Origin of the sequence: Nocardioides sp. L-11A, from assembly GCA_029961745.1 — a bacterium.
Taxonomy (GTDB): domain Bacteria; phylum Actinomycetota; class Actinomycetes; order Propionibacteriales; family Nocardioidaceae; genus Nocardioides.
The window spans coordinates 78,261-91,586 of the sequence record CP124680.1 but is presented as its reverse complement, the minus strand read 5'-3'; the positions used below and the strand labels follow the sequence as shown (position 1 = coordinate 91,586).

Here is a 13,326-nt window from a genome sequence, read left to right as displayed (position 1 = left end):
CCAGATCGCGGCGGCCGTCGCGCCCCCACGCACGCCTGCCTTCCACCAACAGAAGGTGAGCCGTTGGGAGATGGCCAACCTCCTGATTGGTCTGTTGAGCGTCGTCATCGCTCTCGTTGCCTATCTCTTCCCTCGCTCCAACATGGAGCCCCCTCACCCGTCGTGTCCCTCAGGACCTCAACTCGCTCCGCACGTAAGCGAGGCGTGGGCCGACGACGGCAGGGCCGCATCCAGCTGACACGCCGAGCGAAAATTTGGGACGAACTCAACTACCGAGCGTCTCGGGCAGCAACGCAAAGTGGCCTCCAGCCGCCGGCCTCAGCGACGGGAAGTGTCGCCGGTCGAAGGTCGCGATCTCTCGGATGCCAAGCCGCTCGGCCACCGCGACGACGGAAGCGTCGGTGCCGCCCAGCGGAAACGACGAGTAGGTCCGGACCAACTGGGCCATCCGCTCGACGTCGGCCGGTGTCAACTCGACCAGCGTGAAGGTTCCGTCGGCGACCGCGTCGAGGAAGGCAGCCTCAACAGACGGTCCACCGTGCTCGTTGAGCCAGTAGCAGACCTCTGCCAGCACGGTCGGCGGCAACGCGATCTGCTCGCCGGTCATGTGAAGTGCTCGAAACAGGTCGTTGGCGACCTCGTAGTAGCGGTCCTTGACGTTGGACAGTGCCACGAAGGGCCCGGTGTCGCAGACGATCACCGGCGTTCGCTTCCGAAGCCGCGGGCGAGGACGGTGTTGACGTACTCCGGCGTTGAGCCGTTGTCCGGTCCGTCCTTGATCATGCCTGCGAACTTCGGAGGCCACGTGCCCTTGGGCTTCGACGAGCTGAGCCGGCGGGCGTCCGCGAGCAGCGCGTCAACCTGATCATCGGGCATGCCTTCGATCAGGTGGATGAGCTCGTCGCGGTTCGCGGTCACGACATCCACTGTAGGTGAGCGATAGGGCGAGGCACAGGAAGAACAGGCGACGTGGGTGTGCCGCAGGTCGCGGAACCGGAAGCATCCGATTCCCTCCGCCTCGAGGGCGCTCGTCAGCTTGCGCCAGTCGTGGGTCGCGAAGTCGGCGTTGTGCAGCGCGCGGCCCGCGTCGATACGAAGACGAAGTCGTCGGCCGTAAGCAGGTCGGCCCGGGTCCGGCCGAGGATCGGACTCCAGGTGCGGGACCAGCGTCGGGTGTACCCGAGTCGGGTGCCTTCCTCGATGCCGGTCAGGAGCCGAATGTGGTCGGCGGCGGTGCCGAGCGCGTCGAGCCACTTCGCGAAGCGCTCAGCCTCGGCCTTGGTGTGAAGGCCTCAAAGGTCTGCAGCGGCCTGCAGGTGGTCGGGCTGGTGGCGGTGGTGCTGGGAACTGGGTACCCGCAGGGCGGACGAAGGTCCGGAGAGGTCGGCAGCAGAGGCCGTGTGTACGTGGAGTGTATATGCCGAAAAACACGAGTGACCCCTTCCTGCTGTTCCAGCAGGTCAGGGGCCACATCGCTACACGTGCGCGAGGGGGGAGTTGAACCGGAGGAATTCAGCGCTCTGACCCGCGAAAACACACTGCTGAGCGTGAAAGCAGACCTCTGTTACCTCCGGTTGGCTCCCGATCTTCCCAGGGGTGTGCACCCCGGGGGCGCACCAGCCAGTGTTCAATTGAACGGGCGCAGGACCGTCAACGACACCGTACTTCAACGACGCCTGGGCGGCCCTCGTGAACGCTCGGGCAAGGCCTCGGGGACGCAGACTGGCTGTCATCAATCCGTGCAGCAGGCCCCTTGCCCGGGTGTCACGCCTACCGGACAAAGGTCACCTGTTGGTCGACCGGCTCCCTGTCCGTCTCGTTCGCAGCGATCGGGTGAGCCCGGTCCTCGTAGCCCAGCGAGATGCCGCACACGATCATCCGAGCGGCCGGAATGGCCAGGTGCTCCCGCACCGCCGGGTGGAAGTCCAGAAATGACGCCTGCGCACAGGTAGCAAGGCCACGGCTCTGAGCGCTCAGGAGGAGGGTCTGGATGTACGCACCGACATCGATGAGCGCACTTGCTCGGGGGTTGCGGGCCGTGGTCACGATCATCCCGACGGGAGCGGAGAAGAAGTCGTAGTTGCGGCGGTGGTAGCGCTCACGCTCCGTTGCGTCCTCCAGGCGCAGGCCAAGAGCGCGACCGTAGAGTCCCTCGCCGAACCTCTCCCTACGTTCTTTGAATGGCGACTCCCACGCTGCGGGATCCGGCTGGTAGTCGAACTCGCGCTTCGCCCGGCCAAGGGTGTCGTAGTAGCGCAGCACGTGCTCGGTGAGCGCTCGCCGCCTCGCGCCCGAGAGCACGTAGGTGTGCCAGGGCTGGACGTTGGAGTTGCTCGGCGCCCGGGCGGCGAGCTCCAGGATCTCGCGAACCAGCTGTGGGTGAACCGGATGGTCACGGTACGCCCGCACGCTGCGCCGGCCCCGGACGATCGCGTCGAACGTGTTCACCTCGTCGTCGTGGCACGACGAGCGCGCGTCACCCGGGTGCATCGAGATCATTCGACGGGGGGCACGATGTCGTAGGAGATGCGGCCCGCCGGAAGGTAGAACAGGGCGATGACTGCGCCGCCACGCACCTCCGGGTAGTGGTGGCTCCCCGGGTCCGGCGCCGTCCAGCCCCCGCCGCACCAGCCGCGCGGACCGGCGAGCTCGGCACCCTCGTCGAGCGCGACCACGAGGTTCAGCTCGCCGTACGGGTGCTGGTGGTACTGGCCACGGAACGGCTCGACGCTGTCCATGTAGACGGCCGTGATGCTGAAGTAGTTCAACTCGGCACTCGGCTCGGCGAGGCGACTGCGCCGGTAGTGCGGGCCGTCGATCTCGATGTTGGCCGCCCAGCCGTCCCGGACGCCCTCGGTCACCAGTCTCGCCACACAGTCGTAGAACTCCGAACCGGGGCCGTGGGTCTGGTTCAACCAGCGCTCGAGATCCTCCCCGGCGGTCCGGTTCTTCAACGCGTTCAGGAACGGGATGCTGGCATCGATCAGGTCCTGCGGTGTGCTCATGGTCGGTCTCCTCGTCTCGGCCGGTCGCCGCGCGACCCGGTTCGAATACAATACCGCATCGTAACGCAATAGGAAGAAGCGACTTGCGATACTGAGCCCATGACCTCCAGCGCACGCGCGACGACCGCTGCGGCCGCCGGTCCCGGCCGGCCTCGCGACGCCGACCTCGACACCGCGATCATCCAGGTGACTCGTGAGCGGCTGGCAGAGCAGGGATACTCGCAGATCAGCCTGAGCGAGATCGCGGCCGCGGCGGGCACGACCCGGCCCACGCTGTACCGCCGCTGGCCGACCAAGCTCGATCTGGTCATCGCCGCCCTGGAGTGGGGGTTCCAGGCGCAGACCGACTCCTACCCCACCGACGCCATCGCGGAGCTGGAACCGCGAGAGGCCTTCGTCGAAGCGGTACGGCGCCTCGACCCGGCGTACTTCAACGAGGACGCCATGCTGCTGATGGGCAACTTCATGGGTGAGGCCCGCCGTACGCCGGAGCTGCTCGCGATCGTGCGCGAGCGCGCCGTCAACCCACGCCTCGCCCAGCTCGAGGCCGTGCTCCAGGCACTACGGGACGCCGGCCGGATCCGACCGGATGTCGACGTGCGGGCGGTCGCCACCCTGTGCTTCGGCGCGTACTTCGCCACGTTCCTGCGCGAGGACACCGACCACCATGCCGTCGCGGAAAGCGTCTGCGACACCCTGTGGCCCTCACTCGCCCCCTGACGGCGCGGCCGAACGACAGCGGGGGATCCACCGGACCAGCGCGTCGAGCAGGTCCGCGAGCGCCTCGTCGTTCTCCGGGCTCGGAGAGAAGCGCCGTCCCGATGCCTGCTCCTCGATCCGAGCGCCGACCGACGGGACCACCACGGCCTCGCGCAGGGCGACAGCCCCGACCGACGACAGCACTGGGCGCAGGGCGGCCGCGGCCCGGGTCCCGCCGGAGATCCCCCCGTAGCTAACCAAGCCGACCGGCTTGTCCGACCACTCGTGGAAGAGATGGTCGACGGCGTTCTTCAAGGCCGCATTGAAGCTGTGGTTGTACTCCGGGAAGACGATGATGAACCCTTCGGCCCGCTCGATCAGTTGACCGAAGGCGCGTGTGTGCTCGTGCTCGTACTGGCGCAGCCGGGGGTGCATCGGCTCGTCGTAGAGCGGGAGGTCGACCTGGGCGAGGTCGACCCGCTCGACCGTGAGGTCATGTCGGCCTTCCGCTTGCTCTGCCACCCACGCGGCGACATGGTGTCCGACGCGTTGGCGCCGGGTGCTCCCCGTGATCACCTGGATCACGGGAGGATGCTCAGTCATCTCGACTCCTTGTCGTATCGTTACAATCTTGTATTGTAATATCATGCTTGTCGACCCGCCGCCGCGGGACTCCGTTCTGCGGCCCCCCTGGGCCAGGTCGGTCACCTTCGCGGTGTTCACCCCGCTGTTCGCCTTGATGGCGCTGCCCGTCGCGCGCGGGCCTTTCTCACTGTCGACGCTGGCCGCCCTCGTGCTGGTACCCCGACTGGTGGGCGGCATGGTCTTCGGGGCGCTCGGCGACCGGTACGGCGCCACCTGGGCCCTTCGGCACTGCCTCGGCTTCGGCGCCGGTACGTCGGCGACGACGGCGCTGCTCGCCGTGCTGCCCGGTTCGCTGGCGTCGAGCGTCGCGGTCCACGGCGCACTGCTGAGCGGTGCCGCGGTCGCGGCCGGAGGCGCCTGGCCGCTCAGTGCCGTCCTGTGCGCCGGGGGCGCGGAACCGAACCGCCGTGGCCGCGCCGGGCTGGCACCCCAGCTGGGTGTGCTCGCAGCCGTCGTCGCTGGCGCCGGAATCGCCGTCGGCTCTCGCCATGCCGGTGCCCTGCTCGGCGTGGACGCGTGGATCGCCGGTTCCCACGCCGTCGTGGCCGTGGGCCTGCTCCGGCTGTGCCGAGTCCTCCGCGCGCCCATGCGAGCCCCGCGACCGAGCTCCGCGGCGATCTCCCTGCGCAGCTGGCGCCGGATCCTGCTCGCCGCGGCCGCCCTCTCCACTACCTTCGCAGTGTTCACCATGGCGACCGCGCCCGTGGCCACCATGGGCGCCGAGAGCGCCGGCCCGCCCCTGCCGGTCGGTGCGGCCGGCATGGTCGTCGTCCTCGGCACCCTGGCCGGGGCCGGCAGCCTTGCTGCCGTCGTCTCGGACGCGTACTCCCGCCAGCACATCGTGCTGGCTGGCACCACCGCCGCCACCGGCGTGGCACTGACGGCCGTTCTCCTCGAGCCTGGGCCGATCCTGCTGACGTCGCTGCTCGCCGTACCCGCGGCCCTGCCGTTCGGCTGCGGCGCGGCGCTGCTGCCTGCGCTGTTCCCCGCCGACCACCGCACCATCTGCGTCGCGATGTCCTCGGCCTTGGGCGCGGTCGGCGGGGCCGCGACCTATGCCTGGGCGATCGTGGACGCCGACCCGGCCGTCGCGCCCGCGCCGGCCGCACCGGCCGTGCTGGCGGCTGTCGGCTGCCTGAGCGCGCTGTGCATCCGCGCCGTGATCCGCGACACCCGCCGCGACTGACCAGGCCCTTACCACCGCCGCGTTGCCGTCAGCCGGCCGCGAGGTGGACGGTCTGGACCCGCAGGTACCCGGCGAGTCCCTCCGGGCCGAGCTCTCGGCCCAGGCCGCTCGCCTTCCATCCCCCGAACGAGAACGCGGGGTCGGGGACGTAGCCGTTGACGCCGACTGCACCCGCGTGCAGCCGCCCGGCGACCCGAGCACCGAGCGCGAGGTCCTCGGTCCACACCGTGCCGCACAACCCGAACGGGGTTGCGTTCGCGAGGCTGACCGCCTCGGCGACGTCGTCGTACGGCGTGATGGTCAGGACCGGCCCGAAGATCTCGGTCTGCGCGAGCGTCGAGGTGGTGTCGACGTCGGCGACCACGGTCGGTTCCACAAACCAGCCCGGCCCGAAGCGCTCACCCGGACCGCCGCCGACCACGACCCGGCCACCCTCGGCGACACCAGTTGCGATCAGCGAGATGACCCGGTCCCGCTGGCGCTCCGACACGAGAGGGCCGACCTGGACCGTGGGATCCGAGGGGTCGCCGACGACGAGAGAGCCGACGAACGCGGCCACCGATCCGACCAGCTCCTCGTATCGTGAGCGAGGGACCAGGAGCCGGGTCGTCGCGTAGCAGGTCTGCCCGTTGTTGAGGAGCGCCGCGCCGAAGAGGTCACCCCAACGCTTGGTCAGGTCCACGTCCTCGAGCAGTACCGCGGCCGACTTGCCGCCTAGCTCGGTGCTCGCCGGTCGTAGCAGGCGCCCGCACTGCTCGGCGATCGATCTCCCGACCTCGGTTGAGCCGGTGAACGAGACCTTGTCGACCCCCGGGTGGGCGACCAGCGCCGCGCCGACCTCCGCGCCTCCCGGGAGGATGCCGACCACACCCGCCGGGAAGCCCGCCTCCTCGAGGGCGTCGGCGACGAGGAGGCTGTCGAGCGCGGTCTCGGGAGACGGCTTCAGCACGATGCCGCACCCGGCAGCCAGGGCGGGCGCGAGCTTGGTGAAGGCCAGGGTCTGGGGGAAGTTCCAGGGCACGATGCCGGCGACCACGCCGACCGGCTCCTCGCGGACCTGCGCGGTGCCTCCGTGCCGACCCGCGCGCAGCGGGGCGAAGTCTTTCTCGCGGATGAAGTCGGCGTAGTACCGCAGCGTCGCAGCGGGCATACCGGCCTCGAGCTGCGCCGCGAGCTGGATCGGCATGCCGTTCTGCGCGGAGACCACCTGGGCGATCCGCGGCCCGCGCGTCGCGAGGGCGTCGGCCAGCGCCTCCAGCCGGTCGGCGCGATCGGCTGCCGACCAGGACGACCAGCCGTCCGGTTCGTCGAGGGCGCGCCGAACGCCGCGCACGGCGGCGTCGACGTCCTCGGGCGTCGCGGCACTCGTCGAGCCGACGGTCTCGAGCGTCGCGGCGTTGCGCGTCACGATGGTGGCGTCCGTCGCCGGGCGCTGCCAGCCACCCGCGTAGTACAGGCCTCGCGGCTCCAAAGTTTCCATGGTCGACCTTCCTCACCTGTTGTATTACAGATATGATTCGTAACGTAAATGGCGGACGCCAGGCTGTCACCAGCCCCATCGAGCTCAGATCAGCTGCGGTTGCCGCTGGGCGACCTCGTCGAGCAGGGCGCCGAGCACCTCGCCACGCATCCGGTCCGGCGAGATCTCCTCCTTGGTCGCCCCGACGTGGAGCGCGGCCACGATCCGGCCGTCCCAGCGGGCCACCGGAACGGCGATCGAGTGCTTGCCGGCCTCGATGTCGTCGGCCACATAGCTGTAGCCGTCGCTGCGCACCTCGGCGAGCTCGGCCTCGGTCAGGCCACTCGCGCCGCCGAGGTAGGCGGCGGCCTGATCCTCGGGCAGGCTCGCGACCAGGACCCGGCCCAGGGACGAGACCCGCGCCGGGGTACGGAAGCCGATCCCGGTCCCAATCGCGATCAGGTGGTCGGGCACGAAGCGGGCGACGATCAGGGCGTCGTCCCGGTCGAGCACGGCGACAGAGCAGGGCGCGTTGAAGCGGGCGCCGATCCGGTCGCACGACGGCTGGAGCACGGAGCTCACCGGGTTAGAACCCAGGTAGCGGCCGGACAGGGCCATCACCTGGGATGTGAGTTCGTAGGAGCGGCCGTCGCTGCGGAGGTAGCCGAGGAACTCCAAGGTCAGGATCGCGCGCCGCACGGTCGCCCTCGAGACGCCGACCAGCTTGGCGGCCTCCGCCTGGGTCAGTCGGTCTCGGTCGGTGCCGAACGCCTCGAGGACGGCCAGGCCGCGCGCCAGGGCCTCGGAGAAGTCGGCGGGGTTGACCCCGTCGGGGAGCGTGCGGGCGCGCCGGGCCTGCTCGTCCTCAGGTGCTAGTCGACCCATCGGCTGGCCCTCTCCTTCCGAGAGTCTCGAGACAGCGTGCAGCGCATCAGTATGGCGGGGGCCGGCATCACGGCAGTCGAGGGCCTCGGTACACGGTCTGGGGCCGGGTCGCCGCGTCGAACGACGCCGAGCCGCCGGTGGCCCCCATCCCGCTGGACTTGGTGGGCTCGTAGACCATGATCCCACCCCGGCCCTGCCACTGATTGAGCCAGACGAGGGCGACGGGGAGCTCGGCCGCCGCCGCCAGGTGCGCCTCGTCGTTCGAGTAGACGGTGGCACCCAGGCCGTACGTGCTCGCGGCCGCCTGGCGCAAGCCGGCCTCGAACGAGCCGATCGACTCGATCGCGACGACCGGCCCGAAGGTCTCCTCCCGCATCAGCGACATCGAGGCGTTCACGCCGGTTACGACCGTGGCCGGCAGGCGGTTCCCTGGACCCTCCGGTACGACGCCGCCGCGCACCACCCGGGCGCCCCGGTCGGCCGCGTCCCGCAGCTGAGCGACCACCAGGTCGCGCTGACGGCCCGAGGCCAGCGGCCCCAGCGCCGGCATGGCGGCTCCTCCGTCGTCGAAGCCCCATGCCTCGACTGCCACACCCACCGCCTCGGTGAAGGCCGGGGCGATGTCCTGGTGGACGTATACACGCTCCATCGAGGTGCAGATCTGCCCGCTGTTCAGCAGAGAGCCGAGCGCGACCTGCGCGGCGACGCTCTCGACGTCGACGTCACGGTCGACGACGACCGCGTCCTTCCCGCCGAGCTCGAGCGTCGCACGCATCAGCTTCTGTGCGGCGGCGAGTGCCACCGCCCGGCCCGAGCCGACCGAGCCGGTGAAGCTCACCAGTCGGACAGCCTCGTGCGCACTGAGCAGAGCGCCAGTGCTCCCGTCGCCGTGGACGACGTTCATCACCCCGGGCGGGAGCGGCGAGATCGAGGAGAGGAACGCCACCGACATCGGGCACAGCTCCGACGGCTTGACCACCAGCGCGTTCCCGCTGAGCAGGATCGGCCCACACTGCTCCAGGACGGAGAGAACCGGCGAGTTCCACGGCGTGATCAGCGCCGCGACTCCGAGGGGCCGCCGCTCGAGGCGGCTGGCGCCGTCCTCGCCGGCAGCCTCGACCGAGAAGGCGTACTGCTTCGCCGTCGCACAGGCCGAGCGGAGGGCCGCGGCGCCCTGGAGGATCAGCATCCGCCCGAGCCCCAGCGGCTGGCCCATCTCGAGGCGCTGCAAGGTCGCCAGCTCCTCGACGTGCTCCTCGACCGCGGCCGCGAACTCGTCCATGCGTCGGATCCGGTCGGCCAGCCCGAGCGCGGCCCAGCCGACTTGGCTCACGCTCGCCGAGTCCACCGCAGCGCCAACGTCGCGCGCCGTGCCGATCGGCAGCGTGGCCAGGACCGAGCCGTCGTGCGGCGAGAGGACCGGGCGGCCGCCGCCCCCTACCGCCACGACGGGCCGACCGGCGACCCAATGGGCGATCGCGGTCTGCTTCATGGCCGTCACCCCAGCTTGTCGGCGAGATACTCGCCGACCATGACGGCTGCGAGGTGGGTGTTGGCTCGCGGCACGAACGGGAGGATCGAGGCGTCCGCGACCATGACGCCACGGAACCCGTGCAGCCGGCCCCTGCTGTCGACCACGGCCCTCGGGTCGTCGCCGCGACCGATGCGGCACGTGCTCGTCGGATGCTGGGCGTCGGCGGCAGTCGCCAGAAGGAACTCGTCCAGCCGGCGGTCGTCGTCGATCGCCGCGAACAGCTCGGCATTGAGCTCCGGCAGGTTGCCGGCCGAGATCGCCGCGACCGCGTCCGAGCGGCACAGGTCGGCGACCAGCCGGATGCCGTGGCGCAAGCGGGCCAGGTCCCTCTCGTCGTCGAGCATCCGCTGGCGCACGAACGGCTGGACCCGCGGGTCGGTGCCCACGATCGATACGGTGCCCTCGGCGTACACCCGGTTCACCCACAGCCCGACGGCGCCGGCGCCGAATCGGACGTCGGCCCGCTCCATGGCCAGCACGTTCTGGTTCCCCGACATGATCAGCATGTCGTTGAAGACCGAGCCTGGTCCCTCGCTCGTGTAGCGCACAGTGACGTTTGTGTGCCGCCCGTCCACGGACGTGACGGCCGACTCCTCGGTCAACGGGATCCGCACGAAGACCACGGGATGGTCCTGGAGCGCACGACCGACCGCGAGGTCCGCCCGGACTTGTACGCCGGCGCGCTCGAGGACGTCCGCCGGCCCGATGCCGCTGCGCTGCAGGATCGCGGGTGAGTGGATGGCGCCCGCCGACAAGACGGTGAGATCGGCCCGGAACTCGGTGGGGGCGCCGTCGACGACCGCGGTGACGCCCGCGACCCGATCGCCGTCGATGAGCAGTCGGTCGACCACGACGCCGCCGCGGATGTCGAGGTTCGGATCTGCTCGCATCGGCTCCAGGTACGCGTCGTTCGTGGTGACCCGCCGACCACCTCGGCTGTTGATCGGGTAGCGCGAGACGCCCGTCGCGCCCGGCGCGTTCACGTCGTCCTCCCACCCGAAGCCGGCACCGAGGGCGGCGTCGTGCAGGGCGCGGTCGACCGAGCCCCAGTCGGCCGGGTCAGTCCGGAAGACCGGGATCGGGCCGCCACTGCCGTGGTACGCCGTGGCGCCATAGTCCTGGTCGTCCTCGAGGCGCGTGAAGTACGGCAGCACGCTGTCCCGGTCCCAGCCGTCGGCCCCGAGCGCTGCGTAGTCGTCGAAGTCCTCCAGCGGTGGCCGAATCGCGATCTGGCCGTTGACCGACGAGCTGCCGCCGACACCTCGGCCCCTCCAGTACGGCTGGGCCTCCTGGTGCTCCGTGCGCGTGGCCATCAGGTCACGCCACACCAGGCTCTTGGTGGCCTCGGGGTCGAGAAGCGCGCGGAGCGGGTTCGGCGAGCGCCAGACCTCAGGCATATCACGCGAGCGGTAGTCGGGCCCGCCCTCGAGCAGGAGGACCCGGCGCCCGCCGGCCGCGGCGCGGGCGGCGAGCGCCGCACCTGCGGAGCCCGCGCCCACCACGATCAGGTCCCAGTCGTTCTCGGTCATGCGTTCGCTCCTCGGGGCGTTGGACGTGTCGCGGCTGGTCGCCGCCGTCGGGTGGTGGCGGCGGCTGTTGCCACTGCCAGGAATTCTGCGATGTCGGCGGGGTCCGTGTCGTAGGAGCAGACCAGACGGCATCGTCCGCTGTCCTCGTCGTACACGTGGAAGTCGGCGATGTCGGCCAAGGCGGCCCGGATACGGACGCTCAGGTCCACGAACACCAGGTTCGCCTCGACCGGGAAGGCGAGTCGCGCACCCGGCAGCTCCGCCAGCCCTTCGGCTAGCCGACGGGCGGCCTCGTTGGCTCGCTCGGCGTTGGCCCGCCACAGCCCGGCCTGCAGGTAGTGGTGAAACTGGGCGCCGATGTAGCGCTGCTTCGAGGCGAGCTGGCCCGCTTGCTTCCGGACGTGTCGCACCCGGAGGTCCGGAACGCGTGCTCGCGAGGCGACGACCACCGCCTCGCCGAACATCATTCCGTTCTTGGCCCCGCCCAGGGTCAGCACGTCGACGCCCGCCCCGATGCTGAGGTCGCGCAAGGAGGCCCCCTCGTGCACAGCGGCGTTGGCGAGCCGTGCGCCGTCCAGGTGGACGAGCAGATCCCTCGCGTGCGCCCAGTCCGCCAGCTCCCGGACCTGGTCGGCGTCGTACACGCGGCCGGTCTCGGTCGCGTTGGCGAGCGTCACCACGGTGGGCCTGACCTGGTGCTCGCCGCGGACGAACGGGCGCAACGCTGCCTCGAGGCTCCCGATGTCCAACATCCCGTCGTCAGTGGCGACGGAAACGAGCGAGGCGCCGGCGAACCGGGCCAGCGCTCCTGCCTCGTCGGTGAGGACGTGGCTGTCGGCGGCACAGACGACCGCCTCGTGCGCGCCGGTCAGCGACGCGGCGAGGGCGACAGTGTTGGCACCGGTACCCCCGAAGGTCGGATACACCCTCACGCGGGGGCCGAACTCGGCGCGGAAGGCCTTCGCCGCGCCGGCGGACCACCCGTCGGAGCCGTACGCCGGCGCGGGGCCGTCGTTGGCCGCCGCCAGGGCCGCCAACAGGTCGGGGTGGGTCGGCGACCAGTTGTCACTGGCCAGGGCGATCCGGCGGCTCACCACCCACCCCCGGGAGAGAGCCAGGCACGAGCCGCGGCGACGAGCGCAGCGACGCCCGTCGCGAGCGTCGGATGCGGGCAGGGGGCGAACTGCGGCGAGTGGTTTGTGGGCAGCTGGTCGATCCGGTCCGCGTCCCGGGCGCTGCGGTACTCCTCTGGCTCGACCCCGCCCAACGCCCAGAACACCGAGGGCGCGCCACAGGCGCGACCGAACTCCGGGAAGTCCTCGCTGCCCATGATCGGCTCGATCTCCCGCACGTGCGCGGCGCCGAGAACGGAGCGGTGCGCCGCGACCACCCGATCGGTGGCCTCTGGGTCGTTGATCGTCGGCTTGAACCCGAACAGCTCGCGGAACTCGGGCGGCCTGGGTGAGCCGGAGGCCGCGCACTCGGCCTCGACGATCCGGCGCAGGGAGCCGGTCACCCGCTCGGCGACGGCCTCGTCGAAGGTCCGCGCGCTGACGGTGAGGTCCGCGTGGTCCGGGACGATGTTGCCGGCGACGCCGGCATGGAGCTGCCCCACGGTCACCACGACCCGGTCCGCCGGCGAGACCTCCCGCGACACGATGGTCTGGATCCTGGTCACGATCGACGCGGCGAGCACGATCGGGTCGACGACCGCTTGCGGCTGCGAGCCGTGCCCGCCCCGGCCGTGCACCCGGATGTCGTAGGCGTCGGACGCGGCGAGGATCGGCCCGGACCGGTAACCGACCGTCCCCGCCTCGAACGGAAACACGTGCTGGCCGAGGATCACGTCCGGACGAGCGAACAGGTCGAACAGGCCGTCCTCGATCATCGCGCGGGCGCCGCCGGCGCCCTCCTCCGCCGGCTGGAAGAGCACAACCAGAGTCCCGCCCCAGGAATCCCGTTGCCACGCGAGCTCCTCGGCCGCACCGACAAGGCAGGCCATGTGCACGTCGTGGCCGCACGCGTGCATGAGCGGTGTGGCGACGCCGCCCTTGCCCGTGGCGACCTCCTGGCTCGCGTACGGAAGGCTGGTCTCCTCCTTAACGGGCAGGCCGTCCATGTCCGCGCGCAGGAGGACGACCGGCCCGGGACCGTTCGCGAGGACGCCGACCACGCCGGTGCCGCCCACGCCCGTGCTCACGGCGAAGCCGGCGGCTGTGACCCGATCCGCGAGGACGCCGGCCGTGCGGACCTCTTGGTAGGCGAGTTCCGGGTGGGCGTGCAGGTCTTCGTACAGACGCTCGATGTCGTCGAGGTGAGCCTGGTCCATGACCGTCCTGTCTGGTTCGTTTATCGCACATTCGTGCGTTCAATTAACGATAGGC

At 70.7% G+C, this 13,326-nt stretch carries 13 protein-coding genes; 2 read left to right on the top strand and 11 right to left on the bottom strand.

The genetic code is table 11. The features are described from left to right. Positions 1-265: 265 nt before the first annotated feature. The 4 genes from QJ852_00415 to QJ852_00400 all read right to left on the bottom strand — a co-directional run bounded on the left by QJ852_00415 (position 266) and on the right by QJ852_00400 (position 3,005). Positions 266-700, bottom strand: coding sequence for a PIN domain-containing protein (locus tag QJ852_00415; GenBank protein ID WGX96907.1), 435 nt, complete (start codon positions 698-700; stop codon positions 266-268). Further along, positions 697-918, bottom strand: a complete 222-nt coding sequence (locus tag QJ852_00410; GenBank protein WGX96906.1) for a hypothetical protein — start codon at positions 916-918, stop codon at positions 697-699. The genes QJ852_00415 and QJ852_00410 overlap by 4 nt, the downstream gene beginning before the upstream one ends. A gap of 852 nt (positions 919-1,770) precedes the next feature. Beyond that, on the bottom strand, positions 1,771-2,490 hold the full coding sequence (locus QJ852_00405) for a nitroreductase (GenBank protein ID WGX96905.1): 720 nt from the start codon (positions 2,488-2,490) through the stop codon (positions 1,771-1,773). A 5-nt stretch (positions 2,491-2,495) separates the two neighbouring features. Beyond that, positions 2,496-3,005, bottom strand: a complete 510-nt coding sequence (locus tag QJ852_00400) for a DUF4863 family protein (protein WGX96904.1) — start codon at positions 3,003-3,005, stop codon at positions 2,496-2,498. Positions 3,006-3,104: 99 nt separating this feature from the next. Between QJ852_00400 and QJ852_00395 the strand changes: the two genes are divergently transcribed. Beyond that, positions 3,105-3,725: a TetR/AcrR family transcriptional regulator gene (locus QJ852_00395; protein ID WGX96903.1), complete on the top strand. Its 621-nt coding sequence runs from the start codon at positions 3,105-3,107 to the stop codon at positions 3,723-3,725. On the opposite strand, the gene QJ852_00390 is transcribed toward QJ852_00395, so the two are convergent. Then, entirely contained in the window at positions 3,711-4,289 is a 579-nt protein-coding gene (locus tag QJ852_00390) for an NAD(P)H-dependent oxidoreductase (protein ID WGX96902.1), read from the bottom strand. The genes QJ852_00395 and QJ852_00390 overlap by 15 nt on opposite strands. A gap of 61 nt (positions 4,290-4,350) precedes the next feature. On the opposite strand from QJ852_00390, the gene QJ852_00385 reads away from it, so the two are divergent. Next, positions 4,351-5,535 (top strand): hypothetical protein, encoded by a 1,185-nt coding sequence (locus QJ852_00385; GenBank protein WGX96901.1) that lies wholly within the window; start codon positions 4,351-4,353, stop codon positions 5,533-5,535. Between the two features lie 28 nt (positions 5,536-5,563). Here QJ852_00385 and QJ852_00380 read toward each other — a convergent pair whose 3' ends face one another. The 6 genes from QJ852_00380 to QJ852_00355 all read right to left on the bottom strand — a co-directional run bounded on the left by QJ852_00380 (position 5,564) and on the right by QJ852_00355 (position 13,271). Further along, positions 5,564-7,015, bottom strand: a complete 1,452-nt coding sequence (locus QJ852_00380; GenBank protein ID WGX96900.1) for an aldehyde dehydrogenase — start codon at positions 7,013-7,015, stop codon at positions 5,564-5,566. 84 nt (positions 7,016-7,099) lie between these two features. After that, on the bottom strand, positions 7,100-7,879 hold the full coding sequence (locus QJ852_00375) for a helix-turn-helix domain-containing protein (protein ID WGX96899.1): 780 nt from the start codon (positions 7,877-7,879) through the stop codon (positions 7,100-7,102). Between the two features lie 67 nt (positions 7,880-7,946). After that, positions 7,947-9,371 (bottom strand): aldehyde dehydrogenase family protein, encoded by a 1,425-nt coding sequence (locus QJ852_00370; protein WGX96898.1) that lies wholly within the window; start codon positions 9,369-9,371, stop codon positions 7,947-7,949. A 5-nt stretch (positions 9,372-9,376) separates the two neighbouring features. After that, a complete protein-coding gene (locus QJ852_00365; protein ID WGX96897.1) occupies positions 9,377-10,942 on the bottom strand; it encodes a GMC family oxidoreductase in 1,566 nt (521 codons plus the stop codon). Continuing rightward, the gene (locus QJ852_00360; protein WGX96896.1) at positions 10,939-12,036 is read right to left on the bottom strand and encodes a beta-eliminating lyase-related protein; all 1,098 of its coding nucleotides are present in this window, start codon (positions 12,034-12,036) and stop codon (positions 10,939-10,941) included. Before QJ852_00360 ends, QJ852_00365 begins: the two co-directional genes overlap by 4 nt. After that, positions 12,033-13,271, bottom strand: a complete 1,239-nt coding sequence (locus tag QJ852_00355; GenBank protein WGX96895.1) for an amidohydrolase — start codon at positions 13,269-13,271, stop codon at positions 12,033-12,035. Before QJ852_00355 ends, QJ852_00360 begins: the two co-directional genes overlap by 4 nt. Between the last annotated feature and the right edge of the window lie 55 nt (positions 13,272-13,326).